This is a genomic window from Maribacter litoralis, from assembly GCF_902506355.1.
GTDB lineage: Bacteria > Bacteroidota > Bacteroidia > Flavobacteriales > Flavobacteriaceae > Maribacter > Maribacter litoralis.
On the sequence record NZ_LR733271.1, the window covers coordinates 2,916,722 to 2,933,741 of the forward strand.

The following is a 17,020-nucleotide window of genomic DNA, read 5'->3' on the forward strand; positions in this document are numbered from 1 at the left end:
TTACCTTTGCGGCTTACTAAAAAATACAATAATGGAAGAAGGAATTTACGCCAAGTTCAATACAAGTAAAGGCGAAATACTAGTTAAATTAACTCATGATAAAACACCTGGTACAGTAGGTAATTTTGTTGCTTTGGCAGAAGGTGATAAAGAAAATAGTGCCAAAGCTAAAGGTGAGCCGTATTATAACGGTTTAAAATTTCATAGGGTTATTCCAGATTTTATGGTTCAAGGAGGTTGTCCTCAAGGTACCGGTACTGGTGATGCAGGCTATAAGTTTGACGATGAATTTCATCCAGAGTTAAAGCATGATACTCCAGGTGTTCTTTCTATGGCAAATGCGGGTCCTGGTACTAACGGAAGTCAATTTTTTATTACTCATGTACCAACACCTTGGTTAGATAACAAGCATACTGTTTTTGGTCATGTAGAGGCTGGTCAAGAAGTAGTGGATGCAATAGCTCAAAACGATGTTATTGAGTCTTTAGAAATTGTTAGAGTTGGTGAAGCTGCAGAAAAATGGGATGCTTTAAAGGCATTTGAAGATTTCAATGCGTCTGGTGAAGCTAGATTAGCAGAAGAAAAAGCTAAACAAGAAGCTGAATTGGAAAAGGTTGCCGCTGGTTTTGAATCTACCGCATCTGGACTTCGTTATAAAATGATTCAAAAAGGAGATGGTGCCAAGGCAGAAAAAGGACAAAAAGTTTCTGTTCATTATGAAGGTTCCCTTCTAAACGGCCAAGTTTTTGATTCTTCATACAAGCGTAATTCTCCAATTGATTTTCAATTAGGAATTGGTCAAGTAATACCCGGGTGGGACGAAGGTATCTCTTTATTGCAAGTAGGTGATAAGGCACGCTTTGTTATCCCATCAGACCTTGCATATGGTTCTGCTGGTGCTGGCGGTGTTATACCACCAAATGCTACATTGATATTTGATGTAGAGCTAATGAAAGTAGGGTAAGAACCTTACGTTCATATAAAATAATCCAACACCTATAATTTTATATTATGGGTGTTTTTTTGTGTAATAGATTTTACTTTTTTCGAGTAACGAAACTACCTAAAAGTAAAATGATGTTGATTAGCATTAACACTAAAAATACGGTCAAAAATGTGGTCATAAATACAGGTATTAGGTTGGGGAACCTATTTTGTTTATTCAATAGATATGTATTTATGTAAAAGGTTGCGTAAAAGTTGAACAAAATTTAAAAAAAAATAAGGCATAAAAAAACCCGAACTAATTAGTTCGGGTTTCATACTATAAAAAAGTTAAATCTTTACCTAGTCAATTACTTTCACATTAACGGCGTTTAATCCTTTTTTACCTTGTTGTAGTTCAAATTCCACAACATCACCTTCTCGAACTTCATCGATTAAGCCAGAAATGTGTACAAAATGATCTTCGTTTGAACCATCTTCAGTGATAAATCCGTAACCTTTGGAATCATTGAAGAATTTTACTGTTCCTTTACTCATAATAGAAAAATTAAATATTAATTAAAGTGCGAAGATAGTTTTTTTTTGTTTAACTACTTAAATTCTTATAGGTTATCTTAAGGTTAATAATCAACGTCTAATGTATTGAGAATGAACTGTTTTTTATGACTATGCAGTAGGGTCTGGAGTCATTCTTAAATAAGGTTTTACCTCTGTTACCCCCTTAGAAAACATGTCTTTTGCATCTGCAGTTGATATAGCCGGACTAACGACTACTTCCTTGCCTTGTTCCCAATTTGCAGGTGTTGCAACTTTATGATATGCCGTAAGTTGTAAGGAATCTATTACTCTCAACAGTTCGTAAAAATTTCTTCCCGTTGATGCAGGGTAAGTCAAAGTTAACTTAACCGTTTTATCAGGTGCTATGATAAATACAGAGCGAACAGTTAGGTTGTTATCTGCATTTGGATGAATCATATCATACAAATCGGAAACTTTTTTGTCTTCATCGGCAATTATCGGAAAATTGACCACAGTATTCTGTACTTCATTGATGTCTTTAATCCATTCTGCGTGAGATGCGGCACCATCAACGCTAAGCGCGATCATTTTTACGTTTCTTTTGTCAAATTCATCCTTAAAATTGGCAGCAGTTCCAAGTTCTGTGGTACAAACAGGGGTGAAATCTGCTGGGTGAGAAAATAATATTCCCCAGCTATCCCCAAGATAATCATATAAATTAATTGTTCCCATTGAACTATCTGCAGTAAAATCAGGAGCTTTGTCTCCTAAGCGTATTGTTGCCATAATGCTATATATTTAGATGTTTTAATTTTATCCTATAAAATTAGTAGATTAAAAGGCTATGGCTAAAGTTTTAGGGTTAAAAGTCTATTAAATTTTTTTACTTTTATTCAATGGAAGAACTGGAAAAATTGAAATACCCAATTGGTCACTTTAAGTGTCCGGAGAATATTACCAACGATAATGTACTTAATTGGATAGAGGTTTTGGAAACCTTACCAAAGCGCCTATCGGATCTTGTGGAAAATTTTTCTGATTCTCAATTGAACACTCCTTATCGTGAAGGTGGCTGGACGGTTCGTCAAGTAGTGCATCATATGGCAGATAGTCATCATCATAGCTACACACGCTTTAAATGGGCTCTTACCGAAAATAGACCTTTGATCAAAGTGTACCAAGAAAAAGAATGGAGTAATTTGATCGATGCAAAATCAGCGCCTATTGATTTATCACTTTCTTACTTAACCGCCTTACACGCTAAATTGGTGTACCTTTTAAAAAGACTAACTCCAGAAGATTTAGAAAATAGCTACATTCATCCAGATGGTAATGTAAATGTTTCTGTAGCAGAAAATATAGGAAAATACGCGTGGCATAGTAACCACCATTTTGCGCACATTAAAACCTTAGCGGATAGGGAAGGTTGGTAGGTCTTTATAGAGTTCTTTTCAAAAGATACATCGGCTTTTCTTCTTCAATGACATTGCTAAACGGTACTGTGCTTTCATCAACAATTTTAAAATTATTGGCTAGGTAAAACGGCAATGCCGGTCCTTTTTGCATAGATTCTAAAAAAATTGCTTTTTTAGAAAGGTTTTGGGCTATACTTTCCACAAACTTCAAACTTGCGCCACCAATGCCGTTGCCCGCATATTCCTTTAGAATATAAATTTTATCTAAATAAAGCGCATCGTTTTGATCATAGTCCATTAGACTTTTGTGCAAAGTGACTTTTAAAAGACCAACATATTCAGTATTTAATTTTATTAAGAAAAGAACGGTGTTTTGATTTTTTTCCTCTTCTTCTAATATTTTCTTCGTAAAACTATGTTGAATATAGGTTATGGTATTGCCCTTGGGCCATAAGTGGCGATAATGCTGATTGTAAGATTTTATACCTATTTCAATGTATACATCATGTAGCGTGGATGTAAGTTCTTGAAATTGAATGTTTTTCTGCATTGATTATAAAAGAGTATAAACTTAATGGTTTGTTTTCCACTTTATGTTACAGCCTATGCTTGGCTTCTGGGTAGGATTTACTTGTTTTCCTTCAATGAGATTTTCTATGGCGGTTCTTAAATCTTTACCGTCTAAGGGTAGTCCATTGCCCGGTCTTGAATCATCTAGTTGACCTCTGTAAACTAATTTTAATTCCTTGTCAAAAAGGAAGAAATCTGGTGTACAGGCGGCATTGTAAGCTTTTGCAACTGTTTGATCTTCATCATATAAATATGGGAACGTATAATTCTCCGCCTTTGCTTTAATTCTCATAAAATGCGGAGCATCTTCAGGGTATTTCTCAACATCATTACTTGATATTGCAATAAACTGAATACCTTTCTTTTGATATTCAATTGCCATTTTTGTGATTTCGGGGTTGACATGAATAACAAATGGGCAATGATTGCATATGAACATGATTACAGTACCTTTCTCGCCATTAAGGCTATGAAGGTTCATGGTTTTTTCACTTACCGTATCCAATAAACTAAATTCTGGCGCTACCGTACCTAGTGCCAACATTTTACTTTCTGTTCTTGCCATACCAACTAAAATTTTAATGTACTAAGTTAACAAATTAATGGTGCTTGCATTTACTTTACGGTATTCATAAATTGTTTAAATCAAATATCATGGAAAAGTCATACGTATCATTATCCGTTGCAATTAAAGCTTTACAAGCCGAAGGTTATACCGAAGATTTTAATCTTTGCGATGCAGGAATAGAGAATAAGAGTAAAAAAAACATTCATAAAGCTACAGAATTGGAAGTGGTGAAATTTTATCGTTTTGAGGGTATGAGTAACCCAGATGATAATACTATCTTGTACGTTATAGAAACCAGTACTGGTGAAAAAGGACTTTTGGTAGATGCTTATGGAATGTATTCTGGTAATGTACCCAAAGATTTAATAGAAAAACTTAGATTAACATAATGAACAACACAATTTCTTGGGACGACTTTGGTAAAATAGATATGCGAACAGGAACCGTCATTGCTGTATATGACTTTACGGAAGCGAGAAACCCTTCGTACAAGCTACATATTGATTTTGGACCAGAAATTGGTGTCAAAAAAACTTCTGCTCAAATCACCGAGAAATATAAAAAAGAAGAGATAATTGGTCTTCAGGTAATTGCCGTTGTCAACTTTCCAAAAAAGCAAATTGCCAATTTTATGAGCGAATGTCTTATATTGGGAGCTGTAGAAAATAGTTCGGTAGTATTGCTTCAACCACAAATGGAAGTACCTAACGGATTAAAAATTTCCTGATTTTTTGACTGAAAGTATTTTAGATAATGTTCATATTAATTTTGATTCAGGCTCCCTTTGGGTAATGAACCTTGTGTTGGGTTTGGTTATGTTCGGTGTGGCGTTAGAAATATCCATTTCAGATTTTAAACCTTTATGGTTAAAACCCAAAGCATTGATAGTTGGGCTGGTTAGTCAATTTATTGCATTACCTGCCATAACTTTTTTGTTGGTTTATGCAATAGACCCTTTGCCCAGTATTGCACTGGGTATGTTTATGGTTGCGGCATGCCCCGGTGGTAATATTTCTAATTTCATATCTTATCTTTCTAATGCCAATACTGCCTTATCTGTTAGTTTAACGGCTATGGCAACCATGCTGGCCATAGTTATGACTCCGCTAAATTTTCACTTTTGGTCTATGTTGTACACTCCAAGTTCTAGCCTTATTAATGAAATTTCTATTTCTTCTATAGAAATGTTCAAATTGGTTTTTTTGTTATTGGGATTACCTCTTTTGCTTGGTATGCTTATCAATTATAAAATACCTGAGTTGGCGTTGAAAATTGCCAAAAAACTCAAGATACTTTCTTTGGTTTTCTTTATTTGCTTGGTTTTTATTGCCTTATACAACAACAGGGTTATTTTTATGGATTATATTTTATATGTATTTTGGATTGTTTTAGTGCATAATCTTATAGCATTTTCTACAGGATATAGTATAGGAAGATTATTTGGATTGACGGAAACTAGTGTGCGCTCTATTACCATAGAAACGGGTATTCAAAATTCTGGTCTTGGACTTTTATTGATATTCACATTTTTTGACGGATTGGGAGGTATGGCGCTTCTTGCTGCGTTTTGGGGAATTTGGCATATAATTTCTGGATTAATATTAGCTGCTTTTTGGAATAGAAAATCAGTTGTAAAAGAGACTATAGCTTGAGCGGATTCACATATTCATTGGTAAAATCGATTATAAAAACAGGACTTTACGGATACCATAAAAAAATTATGGTAAGCGGATTAGAGAATATTCCTAAAGATAAACCCGTAATGTTTTTACCTAATCATCAAAGTGCGTTGATCGATGTGTTGCTAATAGCCACCGACTGCAATAGAAAACCATTTTTCTTAACCCGGTCAGACGTATTTAAAGGTAAATTATTAAAGCGTATTTTTTCCTATTTTCAAATGCTCCCTATTTATAGAATGCGCGATGGTAGAGATACCCTGTCTAACAACGATGCTATTTTTAATTCGTGTGCAGATATTCTAAATAGAGGAGAAGCATTGCTCTTGTTTCCAGAAGCAAATCATAATTTAAGACGTAGGGTAAGACCGTTAAGCAAAGGTTTTACAAGAATTTTGATAAGAACTTTTGAGCGTTATCCAGATTTAGATGTAACGTTGATCCCTGTAGGTTTAAATTATAAGCATGCCGATCAGTTTCCAGACGAAGTAGCGATCATTTATGGTAAGCCTATATCTGCTAAAAGTATGTACAATGCGAGTGATTTAAATATGACCAGCCGTACCATTAAGAATAGGGTTTCTTTAAGTTTAAAACAATTAACGACACATATACCAACCGTAGATAATTATGAACACATCATAAATCGTCTTACTAGCGATAAGGTAGATTTTCTAAATCCTGTAGTGGTAAACAAAAAAGTTGAACTTTATGCTGATGAAGTAGCTGATGATTTCAAATCAATTACCGAGATAAATAATCGTAAGGGGTTAAGATGGATGTTTACAATATTGAACTTTCCGTTTATTATGGTGTGGCGTAAATATTTGAAGCCAAAAGTTCCAGAGAATGAGTTTATGGGAACATTTAGATTTGCCTATACCTTACTAATATATCCTGTTTATCTATTGTTACTTTTTATTGTGCTGTTCATTTTTCTTTCATCAAAAGTAGCTTTATTAGTATCGGTGATTTTAATAATATTGAACGTATGGTTCTTAAAAAAGGGTTTGCGATAATTTTTATAAATAATTCAAAAATAAAAGCGGCCCTTAGTTCTAAGGGCCGCTTTTAATCTGATTGTCGTTCTTTGCTAGATATCTTCAAAGCTAACATCTGTAAAACTAGAAGTGCTGCTCGTGGTCTTTTCCACTGATTCAACAATTTCTTCTTTCTTGAAATCTTTTTGATGTCTTTCTGAAATCACTTCCGATCCTTTTTCGTTGATGATGAAATCCATCATTTCTTCAACGTTTTCTTTGAAAGCTTCAAAGTCTTCTTTGTATAAATAAATCTTATGCTTCTTGTAATGGAACGAACCATCGTCATGCGTAAATTTCTTACTTTCTGTAATAGTCAAATAGTAATCGCCAGCCTTTGTACTTCTTACATCGAAAAAGTACGTTCTTCTACCTGCGCGTAAAACTTTGGAGTGAATTTCTTCCTGATCTGATAAATCTCTTTCGCTCATTTCTAATGTTTAGTGTCGTTATACTATCAAAAATGAAAAAAAAAACGCTATCCGACAACAATTTTCTAACTTTCTTTCTCTGAGAGCTGTTTGTGGTAGAGGTCTTTATAGTAACCTTCTTGAGTATTTAATTCGTCATGCGTACCCTCTTGAATAAGTCTACCGTCATCTAAAACTAGAATTTTATCCGCGTTTTTGGCAGAAGAAACTCTATGACTTACAATTAATGTAGTTCTATTCTGAGAAGCTTTTTTAAGGTTGTTCAATATTTCTTCTTCGGTTTCGGTATCAACGGCAGAGAGGCAATCATCGAATAAATAGATCTGTGGTTTTTTGATCAAAGCCCTCGCAATAGAAACTCTTTGTTTCTGTCCGCCACTTAAAGTGATTCCTCTTTCACCTAAAATAGTATCATATTTTTTAGAGAAACCCATAATGTTTTCATGTACCACGGCATCTTTGGCAATGTCTATAATTTCTTGGTCTGTAGCATCTTCCTTCCCGAATTTAATATTGTTCTTTATACTATCTGAAAACAAAAAGGCATCTTGGGGTACGGCACCTATAGATTCGCGTAGGCTTGTGAGGTCAACATTTTTAATAGGTTCGTCATCAATTAAAATTTCTCCCGATGAAGTGTCGTACAAACGGGCTACCAAATCTAGTATAGTAGATTTGCCTGATCCTGTTTTGCCTATAATAGCGGTTGTTTCGCCTTCATTAATGGTAAAGGACAGGTCTTTAATAGCATTGATGTTGGTGTCTTGGTAAGTGAAATCAACATTTTTAAATTCAATTTTACCTTTCACATTGAGTTTGTGCGATTCGGTATTCTTTATTTCAGACTCTTGATCCAAGAATTCATTTATTCTCTTTTGACTTGCAGCTGCCCTTTGTACTATAGAAGTTAACCAACCTACTATGGCCACTGGCCAGGTTAGCATATTTACATATAAAATAAATTCGGCAATAAGTCCAACTTCTATTTCTCCTGCCAAGTACTGCTTGCCACCTATATATATGACCAAAATATTACTGATACCTATTAAAAGAATCATTAACGGAAAAAACCAAGCGTTTACTTTGGCAAGACTTACACTTTTTTCTTTGCCCTCAATGGCAAGCTTTTGTAAGTCGCTATTGGTTTGTGGCTCCAGTGCATAGGCCTTTATTACTGAAACACCAGAAAATATTTCTTGTGTAAATGTAGATAAGGTAGAAAGGTATTGTTGAACAATAGTACTTCTCTTGTGTATTACTTTACTTATTTGATAAATTAATACAGATAAAAATGGTAGTGGCAATAATGTATAAGCCGCTAAAGTGGGTGCCTTAATAAACATTAACGGAATTAAACAGGCGAAGAGGGTTAAAGTCTGTATGCCGTACATAATTGCTGGTCCTGCATACATACGTACTTCGTTGACATCTTCACTAATTCTGTTCATTAAATCTCCTGTTCTATTCTTTTTATAAAAGTTGAGACTTAGTTTTTGGTAATGATCGAATATTTCATTTTTAAGGTCATACTCAATATATCTAGAAATATTAATGATCAATTGGCGCATCAAAAAAGTGAAAAAGCCCGATAGTATTGCAGCACCTATAATAATGAGTATATACTCCATTAACAGTTCTTGTGCGGTAGATTTTTCTATTTCTGCTTGTATGTATTGTTCAACTACGGTAATAGAGTTGTTTACATATGATGGCATGATCAGCTGAAAGAGCCTGGCTATAATGGTAATGATAATTCCTAGAAAAAGCTTAAACCAGTATTTTTTAAAGTATTTGTTAAGGTGTTTAAGTTCTTTCATAGAATGGAAAAAAAGAATATTATAGATTTCTTTGGTCAAAGATAGTTTTTTGCCCTAAAACCATATGTTATAAATAAGCTAAGATAAATACGATTGCTATTGTGACCCTTTAAATAGATACTTACCTTTGCGGCTTTAAATATTAATTTATTAAAAAAGTTCTTTAAAATGCTTACAAGAAGGCACATTAGAGTTAAGGTAATGCAGAGCATTTACGCGCTCATACAATCTAAAGATGATTCATTACAAAAACAAGAGAAGTTTTTAAAAGTAAGCATAGAGAATACCTATACGCTCTACTTGTTATGGTTAAGCCTTTTTGTAGAAATACAAAAAAGAGCCGAAGAACAAATCTCTCTTTCCGCTAAAAAATACATTAGCGACAAAAAAGAAGAGTTTCCCAATCCGAAGAAATTTGTTCAAAACAGATTGTTGTTACAAATTGTCGAAAACAAAAAGCTAGAGGAGGAGATTTCTCATAGAAAGTTAGACAATTGGTACCTAAATGAAGAGTATGTAAAACTTATTTACAAGGATATCATTGAAAGTGATGTGTACAACAACTACATGTCAACCCCAGAAAGTGATTACGCTGCTGACAAAGAGTTGATATTGACCTTGTTTAAAAGCATCATTGCTCCTAACGAGAAAATTTACGATTACTTCGAGGATGATAAATTAACTTGGGTAGATGATATTCCTATTGTGAATACCTTTATTTTAAAGCATTTAAAGAAGGTAAAACAAGTACATCCAGAATCATACTTTTTGCCAAGTCTTTTAAAAGATGATGAGGATATGACCTATGCAATGCAGTTGTTGTCCAGAACATTATTAAAGAATGATGCCTTGGAAAAGGAGATAGACGGTAAAACCCCAAATTGGGATAAAGACCGTATTGCAGGTATAGATAGTATACTTTTAAAAATGGCTATTTGCGAGTTGCTACATTTCCCCTCAATACCAGAGAGAGTGACCATAAATGAATATTTAGAAATTGCCAAAGAATATTCTACACCAAAAAGTAGCATTTTTATAAACGGTATTCTTGATAAGCTTACTAAAGAATACAAATCTGAAGGAAAGCTTAACAAAATGGGTAGGGGTCTATTATAAAAATATTTTATAATTTTACATTTAATTGATAAATCTAATATAGTATGAAAAAAATAGTTCTAATTGTTGGTCTTGTATCAATGGTAGCTTTTACTTCTTGCAAAGACAATGCTTCAAGTAAAATTAAATCTGATAATGTAGCTGAAGCGGCGGTAAGAGATGAGGCAGCTAAAGCAGTACCGGTGATGTCTTTTGAGAAAGCAGAGCATGATTTTGGTACAATTGAACAAGGTACTCCACAAGAAACCGTTTTTAAATTTACTAATACAGGTAATGCACCGTTAATTATTACCGATGCTAAAAGTAGCTGTGGATGTACGGTTCCTAACCCTCCAAAAGATCCTATTGCTCCAGGTGAATCTGGTGAGTTAAAAGTAAACTTTAACGGTTCTGGTCAAAACCAGGTAACAAAGACCATTACGGTAACGGCAAATACGGAAAAAGGTTCTGAGCTTTTAAGAATTAAAGCTTTTGTTAACCCAAAAGGTGCAGCTCCATTAGGACCTGTTAAATAATTATAAATTACAGATATACCAAAGATGGGTGATATAGGGCAGTTTCTTCCAATGATTTTAATTTTTGTGGTCGCATATTTTTTTATGATCAGACCTCAAATGAAAAGACAGAAGGATGAAAAGAAGTTTTCGGCAGAATTAAAACGTGGTGATCGTGTTATTACCAAAAGTGGGCTGCACGGAAAAGTAGTAGATTTAAATGATAAAGATTTCTCTTGTGTTTTGGAAACAATGGCCGGGAAATTAAAATTCGATAGATCTGCCATATCCATGGAAATGAGCAACAAATTAAATGCTCCGGAAAAAAAGTAATTTTTTTCTAAATTCATATACAAACACCGATGGAAACATCGGTGTTTTTTTTGTTCAAATGTTGGTATATTTAAGTACACTTAAAACAACAACATGTTACACAACAGAAGAAATTTTATTAGAAAGGGAACCGCCGGTCTGGTCATGACGGGGGCTTCATTTATGTTTCCCATGGAATTATTATCAATGATGCGAAACAGGGTAGGTCCCAATGACACCATAAATGTGGGGCTAATTGGCTGTAAGGGAATGGGTTTTTCTGACCTAAGTTCATTTTTGAAAATGAGCGAAATCAACGTAATAGCTTTATGTGACGTTGATGAGAATGTTCTTCGTGAACGTACAGAAGATTTAAAGAAAGCAGGAATAAAAAAGCCTAAATGGTATGGTGATTATAGAAAGCTGTTAGAAAATAAAGATATCGATGTAGTTATTATAGGCACACCTGATCATTGGCATTGTCTACAATTAACCGACGCTTTGCAGGCAGGTAAAGATGTGTACTGTGAAAAGCCTATTGCCAATTCTGTACAGGAGGCCAATATCATGTTAGATTTTGTGGAGTCTAGAGATAGAATGGTGCAAATTGGACAATGGCAGCGTAGTCAGCCACACTTTGTAGATGCTATTAAATATGTACATTCTGGTGCTCTGGGCGAAATACGTTTAGCAAAAGCTTGGGCATACCAAGGTTGGATGAAACCTGTGCCGGTAGTTGCGGATTCTCCGGTTCCTAAAGGGGTTGATTATAAAATGTGGCTTGGTCCGGCTCCAGATAGGGCTTTCAATAAAAACAGGTTCCATTTCGATTTTAGATGGTTTTGGGATTATGCAGGCGGATTAATGACAGATTGGGGCGTACACCTAATGGATTATGCTTTGTACGGTATGAAAGCGGGTACACCTAAGTCGGTTATGGCATTGGGTGGAAAATTCGCTTACCCAAATGATGCATCTGAAACTCCGGATACCTTACAAACTGTTTACGAGTATGACGGATTCTCAATTCTATGGGAGCACGCTACTGGTATTGATGGTGGTAATTATGGTAGAAACCATGGTATTGCTTTTATTGGTAATAATGGAACTTTGGTTGTAGATCGTAATGGTTGGGAAGTTATACCCGAAACCGAATTTCAAGGTTGGGGAAAAGACGGAATTCCTAAAATAGAGGCGGTTTCTCATGGCAAGGGTGATTTTAGGGGGCTAGACCTACATACCCAGAATTTTATTGAGGCGGTTAAAAGCAGAGATGGTTCTATGTTGAATGCACCTATAAAAGTAGGATATGACGCTGCATTGGTTTCCCACATGGGTAATGTTGCCTTTAAAACTGGTGACAGAATTTATTGGGATGAAACTTCGGGTAAATTTAAAAACGAAGAAGCAAATCAATTCTTAAAGGCTGCCTATCATAATGGTTGGGAGCTACCTTCATTATAAAATAACTATTTACGATAAATGTCATTTAGACCTTTACCTTTCAATATTAACGGAACTATCTTTTCTAATCGAGATAGTTTCGTTTTTTCTTGTTTGGCAGTTGCAATATAGTCGGCGTAATCTTTTTGCTTGGAATAGGTTAATTTATTGAAAGCTACTTTTATGTCTTCATTGTTGTCCAAGACAATTGATAAATGCTCAGGCATAACAATTTTGGTTTTTGGCTTTTTTGAAACTTTAAGTTGTAAGCCTTTTTTCTGGTTTTCTATGGCTTCTAAAATGTAGGCTGTAACAGTTTGCTCTTCTATGTCTGATGTTTCGTGAAACTTCCAATGTCGCATAGCTTTAGTTTTACCTTCTTGTGCATTTTCTAAAACTTTTTTAGGGTCGTTTAAAAATACGCCGTTGAAAAACCAAATTCCAAAATGGGACTTGAATTTACAAATGGCAATAATATTTTTATTGTCAACTGTATATGTAGGGAAACTCCATTTGTAGGTTTCTGTCATTCCACAAGCCAAAGCAAGTTTTCTTAAAGTTGCCACACCACTTTTGAATTGATGATCTTCATTATAGAAATTATCTAATTTTACTTGCTTTTCCATAGTATTATTGGTTTGCAGTAAGCTCACAAATTCGAACAATTACTTCTACGGCTTTTTGCATACTTTCTACCGGTACGTACTCATATTTTCCATGAAAGTTATGCCCGCCAGCAAAAATGTTGGGGCAAGGCAAGCCCATATAGCTCAACTGAGAACCGTCGGTACCACCACGAATGGGTTTGATTATGGGTTCAATGCCAATATCTTCCATAGCTTTTTTTGCCGTTTCAACAATATGAAAAACAGGTTCTACCTTTTCCTTCATATTAAAATATTGATCGGTTAATTCTAGTTCAATGCAATTATCGTATTCATTATTGTATTTTTTAATAATGTCCTGTAACAATTCTTTACGTTCGTTAAAACGCTTTAAATCATGATCTCTAATAATAAGCTCCACTGTGGCATTTTCAATTTCCCCATTGATATGGTGTACATGAAAAAAACCATCTCTACCATCGGTTTCTTCTGGTATTTCATGTTTTGGAAATTCACTTACGATCTTATTGGCAATTAAAACGGCATTGACCATTTTGCCTTTTGCATACCCGGGGTGTACACTTCTACCTTTAACCGTAATTTTGGCTCCTGCAGCATTGAAATTTTCATATTCCAATTCACCGATTTGGCTACCATCCATAGTATAGGCCCATTCTGCATTAAATTTTTGGACATCAAATTTATGTGCACCCCTGCCAATTTCCTCATCTGGCGTAAATCCAACTCTTATAGGACCATGTTTTATTTCCGGATTATTGATTAAATACTCCATTGCAGTTACTATTTCTGTAATTCCCGCCTTGTCATCTGCACCTAAAAGGGTAGTGCCATCGGTAGTAATAATGGTCTGCCCAATGTATTGTAAAAGGTCATCAAAATACGATGAAGAAAGAATAATGTCTTTTTCTTTATTAAGCACTATATCCTTACCATCATAATTTTCAATAATCTGTGGTTTTACGTTTGTGCCTGAGAAATCTGGTGATGTATCAAAGTGCGAAATAAACCCAATGGTAGGTACATCGTGAGTTACATTTGAAGGCAAAGTTGCCATAATGTATGCATTGTTATCGATGGTAACATCGGTCATGCCAATAGCTTTTAACTCAGCTACTAATTTGTTGGCTAAATTCCATTGTTTTTCTGTACTGGGTGAAGTGTCGGAAGAGGCATCGCTTTGCGTGTCTATCGTAACATAGCTGATAAAACGGTCAATAATATGCTGCATCGTATTAGGCTTTTATCAAAAATAAGCTTATAAATTGTAAATTGGTAAACGTATGAATCTATTAGTGTAGCATGAAAAAATATAAATTTCTAATTTGGTCGGCATTTATTTTGGTGAGTGTTAGGGTTAATTCGCAGGCAGATTGTGTTTTAGGGGTAGGTATAACCAACGATTCTATTATTTCTGAAATATTTCAGTTAAATGAAATGCAAAAAGAGAAACTAACAAGTTTTAGTGCAGAGCTGAAATATAGAAACGATGTTTTGAATAATGAACTGCGAAATGTAAAAGAGAGACATCCGCAGGGTAATGAAACAGAACTACGACAGCTAGCGGAAAAATATAAAAACGTAATGGATAGTATGGGCAAGGTACAGACTATGATAGATAAACGAATGCTCACATTGTTCAACCCTAAGCAATATGAATTATATCAGTCTTTATGCAAAGAAGCTTATAGGTCTCCATATATTATTGTGCCAACTGTATATACAGATAGTATTGTTGACAAAAACTGATAACCTTATGCTTAACATTCTCATTTACAGTTTGTATTTTTGCAGCTTCTAAAATATATACATGTACAGGCTTATTATCAGACCTATTTTGTTTCTGTTAGACCCAGAAAAAGTTCATTACCTCAGTTTTTCAAGTATCAAGTTTTTTTCTAAAATAGGACTTTCAGGTCTTATTAAATCAATGTTTGCTGTAGAAGATAAGCGATTGGAGCGTGAACTTTTTGGTTTAAAATTTAAGAATCCGGTTGGTTTGGCTGCTGGTTTTGATAAGAATGCCGTTTTATATAATGAGTTGTCCGATTTCGGGTTCGGTTTTGTAGAAATTGGAACGCTTACACCTAAACCCCAAGATGGTAATCCAAAGAAAAGACTTTTCCGTTTAAAGGAAGATAAGGCAATCATTAACCGAATGGGCTTCAATAATCACGGAGTTTTTGAGGCGGTAGAAAATTTAAAAAAGAACCATAAAGTTTTGATCGGCGGCAACATTGGTAAGAACAAAGTAACTCCGAATAATGAAGCTATTAAAGACTATCTTATTTGTTTTGATGCCTTGTTTGATCATGTTGATTATTTTGTTGTAAATGTAAGTTCGCCCAATACACCAGGTTTGCGAGAATTACAGGATAAAGAGCCTTTAACGGCATTACTAAATGAGCTACAATTGGAAAATGCGAAACACAGCCAGCGTAAAGATACTGTTCGTAAGCCAATTTTATTAAAAATAGCACCAGACCTAACTGATAGTCAATTGCTAGATATCATTGATATTGTTAGCGATACTTCAATTGATGGTGTAATTGCAACCAACACTACTATATCTAGGGATAATTTAAAGTCGCATGCCTTAATAACCGAAGAAGCTGGAGGTTTAAGTGGTGCTCCTTTAAAAGATAGAAGTACAGAAGTTATTCGCTTTCTAGCGGAAAAAAGTAACAAGGCATTTCCTATTATAGGTGTTGGTGGTATACATTCTGCGGAAGATGCATTGGAAAAATTAGAAGCTGGGGCAGACTTAATTCAATTATGGACAGGTTTTGTATATGAGGGCCCTGCCTTGGTAAAAGAAATAAATAATGCCCTTTTAGAAAAAGCGATCAGAGCTTAAAATAAATTGTAAAAAACAAAAGCCCTTGTATCTCGATACAAGGGCTTTTGTTTTGGGAATCCGATTTTTATTCTTGGGTCCAATAATCTACCACAAAAACATCTTCTAAATACGGCGTCAATACTGCTCCAAAGGCTTTATGGTCTGGGTGCGGTAAATAAATGGCACGATCTTCTTCGTTCTCAAAAGTTAAAAAGAAAGCGTGTGTGAATCCTTTATTCAATCCTTCTGGGCTATTGTTCAACCCCCATTCGTACCCTTTGATTTGCTCAATTTTTGAAGGTAATGCGCTAAAGGCATCTTCTACCTTTTTTATTTGTTCTGGGGTTGTACCCTCTTTAAATTTAAAAAAAACGGTATGCCTTAATAGACTATCTGTTTTAATCATTTTTGTCGCGTTTAAGTGTTCGTTGGTGCTAGCAAATGCATTTGACGTGAACGCAATACTAAGGAGAAATAAGAGTACTTTAATTTTCATAAGGTTGTTAATTTTAAACAAGATATCAAAAATAGGTGTAAATCATGCTATTTCGTATTTTTCGTGTTGAACTAAGATTTATATAAGTGAACTACGAAATTCTAATAGCCTTTACAATGGCGACCTTTCTTTTGGCTCTTTCTCCAGGTCCAGATAATATTTTTGTACTTATACAGAGTATAAGTAACGGTAAAAAATCAGGATTGGCCGTAGTTGCTGGACTCATGAGTGGTTGTTTGGTGCATACATCATTATTGGCTTTTGGGGTTTCTGCAGTGATCAAAAATAATCCCACCATTTTTTCACTTATTAAAGTGTTTGGTGCCGCTTATTTAATTTACTTGGCCGTCATGGTTTATAAAGGGGGAAATGCTATCTCTATTAAGGGAGAAGGATATAAAAAAAGTATGGGTTCTTTATATAGGCAAGGTTTTATAATGAATGTGCTAAACCCGAAAGTGACGATTTTCTTTTTAGCTTTCTTTCCTGGATTTCTTTTTTCTGAAAGTCTTAGTAGTGTAGCACAATTTTATATACTAGGCTTTCTTTTTATTTTGGTTTCCTCTATGGTGTTTGGCGCAATAGCAATATTGGCGGGGCAAATAACCAGTTTTTTGACAAATAATAAAGGAACTGGCTTTGTATTAAAGTGGATCCAGGTAGTAGTGTTTGTAGGTATTGCGATTTATTTAGTTTTAGGTTAGTTTTATTAA

General features: G+C 34.7%; 22 protein-coding genes. 13 read left to right on the top strand and 9 right to left on the bottom strand.

From position 1 onward, the window contains the following. Nucleotides 1-31: 31 nt before the first annotated feature. Entirely contained in the window at nucleotides 32-964 is a 933-nt protein-coding gene (locus EXIGUO8A_RS12290; protein WP_116770727.1) for a peptidylprolyl isomerase, read from the top strand. A 323-nt stretch (nucleotides 965-1,287) separates the two neighbouring features. On the opposite strand, the gene EXIGUO8A_RS12295 is transcribed toward EXIGUO8A_RS12290, so the two are convergent. Next, entirely contained in the window at nucleotides 1,288-1,482 is a 195-nt protein-coding gene (locus EXIGUO8A_RS12295) for a cold-shock protein (RefSeq protein ID WP_027064347.1), read from the bottom strand. A gap of 129 nt (nucleotides 1,483-1,611) precedes the next feature. Beyond that, nucleotides 1,612-2,250, bottom strand: a complete 639-nt coding sequence (locus EXIGUO8A_RS12300) for a peroxiredoxin (RefSeq protein ID WP_159303352.1) — start codon at nucleotides 2,248-2,250, stop codon at nucleotides 1,612-1,614. Nucleotides 2,251-2,360: 110 nt separating this feature from the next. On the opposite strand from EXIGUO8A_RS12300, the gene EXIGUO8A_RS12305 reads away from it, so the two are divergent. Beyond that, nucleotides 2,361-2,897, top strand: a complete 537-nt coding sequence (locus tag EXIGUO8A_RS12305) for a YfiT family bacillithiol transferase (protein WP_116770729.1) — start codon at nucleotides 2,361-2,363, stop codon at nucleotides 2,895-2,897. Between the two features lie 4 nt (nucleotides 2,898-2,901). On the opposite strand, the gene EXIGUO8A_RS12310 is transcribed toward EXIGUO8A_RS12305, so the two are convergent. Together EXIGUO8A_RS12310 and EXIGUO8A_RS12315 are read right to left on the bottom strand one after the other, a co-directional pair. Further along, nucleotides 2,902-3,429 carry a GNAT family N-acetyltransferase gene (locus EXIGUO8A_RS12310; RefSeq protein WP_159303353.1) on the bottom strand — a complete coding sequence of 176 codons (528 nt, stop codon included), beginning with the start codon at nucleotides 3,427-3,429 and terminating at the stop codon, nucleotides 2,902-2,904. 21 nt (nucleotides 3,430-3,450) lie between these two features. Further along, nucleotides 3,451-4,014, bottom strand: a complete 564-nt coding sequence (locus EXIGUO8A_RS12315; protein WP_159303354.1) for a thioredoxin family protein — start codon at nucleotides 4,012-4,014, stop codon at nucleotides 3,451-3,453. 89 nt (nucleotides 4,015-4,103) lie between these two features. Between EXIGUO8A_RS12315 and EXIGUO8A_RS12320 the strand changes: the two genes are divergently transcribed. The 4 genes from EXIGUO8A_RS12320 to EXIGUO8A_RS12335 are packed head-to-tail and all read left to right on the top strand — an operon-like array spanning nucleotide 4,104 to nucleotide 6,715. Beyond that, nucleotides 4,104-4,406 (top strand): phosphoribosylpyrophosphate synthetase, encoded by a 303-nt coding sequence (locus EXIGUO8A_RS12320; protein ID WP_116770732.1) that lies wholly within the window; start codon nucleotides 4,104-4,106, stop codon nucleotides 4,404-4,406. Further along, nucleotides 4,406-4,744: a tRNA-binding protein gene (locus EXIGUO8A_RS12325; protein ID WP_159303355.1), complete on the top strand. Its 339-nt coding sequence runs from the start codon at nucleotides 4,406-4,408 to the stop codon at nucleotides 4,742-4,744. The genes EXIGUO8A_RS12320 and EXIGUO8A_RS12325 overlap by 1 nt, the downstream gene beginning before the upstream one ends. 4 nt (nucleotides 4,745-4,748) lie before the next feature. Beyond that, nucleotides 4,749-5,669 carry a bile acid:sodium symporter family protein gene (locus EXIGUO8A_RS12330; protein ID WP_159303356.1) on the top strand — a complete coding sequence of 307 codons (921 nt, stop codon included), beginning with the start codon at nucleotides 4,749-4,751 and terminating at the stop codon, nucleotides 5,667-5,669. Beyond that, nucleotides 5,666-6,715, top strand: a complete 1,050-nt coding sequence (locus EXIGUO8A_RS12335) for a lysophospholipid acyltransferase family protein (RefSeq protein WP_159303357.1) — start codon at nucleotides 5,666-5,668, stop codon at nucleotides 6,713-6,715. Before EXIGUO8A_RS12330 ends, EXIGUO8A_RS12335 begins: the two co-directional genes overlap by 4 nt. 74 nt (nucleotides 6,716-6,789) lie before the next feature. Here the strand turns inward: EXIGUO8A_RS12335 and EXIGUO8A_RS12340 are convergent, their stop codons facing one another. Beyond that, a complete protein-coding gene (locus tag EXIGUO8A_RS12340; protein ID WP_116770736.1) occupies nucleotides 6,790-7,167 on the bottom strand; it encodes a PUR family DNA/RNA-binding protein in 378 nt (125 codons plus the stop codon). Between the two features lie 65 nt (nucleotides 7,168-7,232). After that, nucleotides 7,233-8,984, bottom strand: coding sequence for an ABC transporter ATP-binding protein (locus tag EXIGUO8A_RS12345; protein WP_116770737.1), 1,752 nt, complete (start codon nucleotides 8,982-8,984; stop codon nucleotides 7,233-7,235). 201 nt (nucleotides 8,985-9,185) lie between these two features. Here EXIGUO8A_RS12345 and nusB point away from each other — a divergent pair, with 201 nt between their 5' ends. From nusB to EXIGUO8A_RS12365, 4 genes are all read left to right on the top strand, one after another. Then, entirely contained in the window at nucleotides 9,186-10,100 is a 915-nt protein-coding gene (gene nusB, locus EXIGUO8A_RS12350) for a transcription antitermination factor NusB (protein WP_236564479.1), read from the top strand. A gap of 44 nt (nucleotides 10,101-10,144) precedes the next feature. After that, nucleotides 10,145-10,615, top strand: a complete 471-nt coding sequence (locus tag EXIGUO8A_RS12355) for a DUF1573 domain-containing protein (protein ID WP_116770739.1) — start codon at nucleotides 10,145-10,147, stop codon at nucleotides 10,613-10,615. Between the two features lie 24 nt (nucleotides 10,616-10,639). Continuing rightward, complete coding sequence (yajC, locus tag EXIGUO8A_RS12360; RefSeq protein ID WP_058103555.1) at nucleotides 10,640-10,927, top strand: preprotein translocase subunit YajC; 288 nt, start codon at nucleotides 10,640-10,642, stop codon at nucleotides 10,925-10,927. 93 nt (nucleotides 10,928-11,020) lie between these two features. After that, a complete protein-coding gene (locus tag EXIGUO8A_RS12365) occupies nucleotides 11,021-12,370 on the top strand; it encodes a Gfo/Idh/MocA family protein (protein WP_159303359.1) in 1,350 nt (449 codons plus the stop codon). A 5-nt stretch (nucleotides 12,371-12,375) separates the two neighbouring features. On the opposite strand, the gene EXIGUO8A_RS12370 is transcribed toward EXIGUO8A_RS12365, so the two are convergent. Both EXIGUO8A_RS12370 and pepT read right to left on the bottom strand, forming a co-directional pair. Next, nucleotides 12,376-12,975, bottom strand: coding sequence for a YdeI/OmpD-associated family protein (locus EXIGUO8A_RS12370; protein ID WP_159303360.1), 600 nt, complete (start codon nucleotides 12,973-12,975; stop codon nucleotides 12,376-12,378). Between the two features lie 4 nt (nucleotides 12,976-12,979). Beyond that, nucleotides 12,980-14,203 carry a peptidase T gene (gene pepT, locus EXIGUO8A_RS12375; protein ID WP_159303361.1) on the bottom strand — a complete coding sequence of 408 codons (1,224 nt, stop codon included), beginning with the start codon at nucleotides 14,201-14,203 and terminating at the stop codon, nucleotides 12,980-12,982. A 71-nt stretch (nucleotides 14,204-14,274) separates the two neighbouring features. Between pepT and EXIGUO8A_RS12380 the strand changes: the two genes are divergently transcribed. Both EXIGUO8A_RS12380 and EXIGUO8A_RS12385 read left to right on the top strand, forming a co-directional pair. Further along, on the top strand, nucleotides 14,275-14,721 hold the full coding sequence (locus tag EXIGUO8A_RS12380) for a hypothetical protein (protein ID WP_159303362.1): 447 nt from the start codon (nucleotides 14,275-14,277) through the stop codon (nucleotides 14,719-14,721). Nucleotides 14,722-14,782: 61 nt separating this feature from the next. Next, nucleotides 14,783-15,829 carry a quinone-dependent dihydroorotate dehydrogenase gene (locus EXIGUO8A_RS12385; RefSeq protein WP_159303363.1) on the top strand — a complete coding sequence of 349 codons (1,047 nt, stop codon included), beginning with the start codon at nucleotides 14,783-14,785 and terminating at the stop codon, nucleotides 15,827-15,829. Nucleotides 15,830-15,896: 67 nt separating this feature from the next. Here the strand turns inward: EXIGUO8A_RS12385 and EXIGUO8A_RS12390 are convergent, their stop codons facing one another. After that, complete coding sequence (locus EXIGUO8A_RS12390; protein ID WP_236564480.1) at nucleotides 15,897-16,217, bottom strand: Dabb family protein; 321 nt, start codon at nucleotides 16,215-16,217, stop codon at nucleotides 15,897-15,899. Nucleotides 16,218-16,423: 206 nt separating this feature from the next. Here EXIGUO8A_RS12390 and EXIGUO8A_RS12395 point away from each other — a divergent pair, with 206 nt between their 5' ends. Further along, nucleotides 16,424-17,011, top strand: a complete 588-nt coding sequence (locus EXIGUO8A_RS12395) for a LysE family translocator (protein WP_236564481.1) — start codon at nucleotides 16,424-16,426, stop codon at nucleotides 17,009-17,011. The last annotated feature ends 9 nt before the right edge of the window (nucleotides 17,012-17,020 follow it).

Coding starts and splice junctions, on each gene's coding strand:
- EXIGUO8A_RS12290 (WP_116770727.1), top strand. CDS start 32: ATGGAAGAAGGAATTTACGCCAAGTTCAATACAAGTAAAGGCGAAATA.
- EXIGUO8A_RS12295 (WP_027064347.1), bottom strand. CDS start 1,482: ATGAGTAAAGGAACAGTAAAATTCTTCAATGATTCCAAAGGTTACGGA.
- EXIGUO8A_RS12300 (WP_159303352.1), bottom strand. CDS start 2,250: ATGGCAACAATACGCTTAGGAGACAAAGCTCCTGATTTTACTGCAGAT.
- EXIGUO8A_RS12305 (WP_116770729.1), top strand. CDS start 2,361: ATGGAAGAACTGGAAAAATTGAAATACCCAATTGGTCACTTTAAGTGT.
- EXIGUO8A_RS12310 (WP_159303353.1), bottom strand. CDS start 3,429: ATGCAGAAAAACATTCAATTTCAAGAACTTACATCCACGCTACATGAT.
- EXIGUO8A_RS12315 (WP_159303354.1), bottom strand. CDS start 4,014: ATGGCAAGAACAGAAAGTAAAATGTTGGCACTAGGTACGGTAGCGCCA.
- EXIGUO8A_RS12320 (WP_116770732.1), top strand. CDS start 4,104: ATGGAAAAGTCATACGTATCATTATCCGTTGCAATTAAAGCTTTACAA.
- EXIGUO8A_RS12325 (WP_159303355.1), top strand. CDS start 4,406: ATGAACAACACAATTTCTTGGGACGACTTTGGTAAAATAGATATGCGA.
- EXIGUO8A_RS12340 (WP_116770736.1), bottom strand. CDS start 7,167: ATGAGCGAAAGAGATTTATCAGATCAGGAAGAAATTCACTCCAAAGTT.
- EXIGUO8A_RS12345 (WP_116770737.1), bottom strand. CDS start 8,984: ATGAAAGAACTTAAACACCTTAACAAATACTTTAAAAAATACTGGTTT.
- nusB (WP_236564479.1), top strand. CDS start 9,186: ATGCAGAGCATTTACGCGCTCATACAATCTAAAGATGATTCATTACAA.
- EXIGUO8A_RS12355 (WP_116770739.1), top strand. CDS start 10,145: ATGAAAAAAATAGTTCTAATTGTTGGTCTTGTATCAATGGTAGCTTTT.
- yajC (WP_058103555.1), top strand. CDS start 10,640: ATGGGTGATATAGGGCAGTTTCTTCCAATGATTTTAATTTTTGTGGTC.
- EXIGUO8A_RS12365 (WP_159303359.1), top strand. CDS start 11,021: ATGTTACACAACAGAAGAAATTTTATTAGAAAGGGAACCGCCGGTCTG.
- EXIGUO8A_RS12370 (WP_159303360.1), bottom strand. CDS start 12,975: ATGGAAAAGCAAGTAAAATTAGATAATTTCTATAATGAAGATCATCAA.
- pepT (WP_159303361.1), bottom strand. CDS start 14,203: ATGCAGCATATTATTGACCGTTTTATCAGCTATGTTACGATAGACACG.
- EXIGUO8A_RS12380 (WP_159303362.1), top strand. CDS start 14,275: ATGAAAAAATATAAATTTCTAATTTGGTCGGCATTTATTTTGGTGAGT.
- EXIGUO8A_RS12385 (WP_159303363.1), top strand. CDS start 14,783: ATGTACAGGCTTATTATCAGACCTATTTTGTTTCTGTTAGACCCAGAA.
- EXIGUO8A_RS12390 (WP_236564480.1), bottom strand. CDS start 16,217: ATGATTAAAACAGATAGTCTATTAAGGCATACCGTTTTTTTTAAATTT.
- EXIGUO8A_RS12395 (WP_236564481.1), top strand. CDS start 16,424: ATGGCGACCTTTCTTTTGGCTCTTTCTCCAGGTCCAGATAATATTTTT.